This window comes from Rhodococcus sp. R1101 (genome assembly GCF_000278445.1).
GTDB lineage: Bacteria > Actinomycetota > Actinomycetes > Mycobacteriales > Mycobacteriaceae > Rhodococcus > Rhodococcus gordoniae.
The window spans coordinates 1-516 of the sequence record NZ_AJVB01000931.1; the positions used below are offsets into that span (position 1 = coordinate 1).

The 516-nt window shown below is 67.4% G+C and carries 1 pseudogene; it reads left to right on the plus strand.

The annotated features are described in order from the left end of the window. Window positions 1–185: 185 nt before the first annotated feature. Window positions 186–516, plus strand: a pseudogene (locus tag R1101_RS0125310) (hypothetical protein); the annotation flags it as partial.

Genomic DNA, 516 nt, shown 5'->3' on the forward strand with positions numbered 1-516 from the left:
CCGGAACGGTCAGGGCAAGCGTGACCAGCAGGGCCGGGGCGGCGACCGCCGTTCGGCACCTGCCGCGTCCGGGTCGATGGCCGACGCGCTGCGACGCGCCGGTTTCGGCAACAACTGACCCGAATCACCGGGTCACTCCTGCAATGCTGTGGACATGAATCCACGGTGGCCGGGGTGATCCGGTGATGCTCGACTGGGTGCGGCGCGAGATCGTCGATCAGGGCCACCTGCCGCTGCTGGCCTTCTTGCTCGGCTTCGTGGCCGCGTTCGTCTTCATCCGGATCAGCGTGCGGTTGATCCGGGCACAGGTGCGCTGGTGGCCCGGCAACATCACCCCCGGTGGGCAGCACGTGCACCACATGGTGTTCGGCGTCGTCACGATGGTGATCGCCGGCGGGGGACTGATCGCGATCTCCGAGGACTCGAACCGGGTCGCCGCCACGGTCCTTGCCGCGATGTTCGGCATCGGCGCCGCACTGACCCTCGACGAGTTCGCGTTGATCTTCTATCTGAACG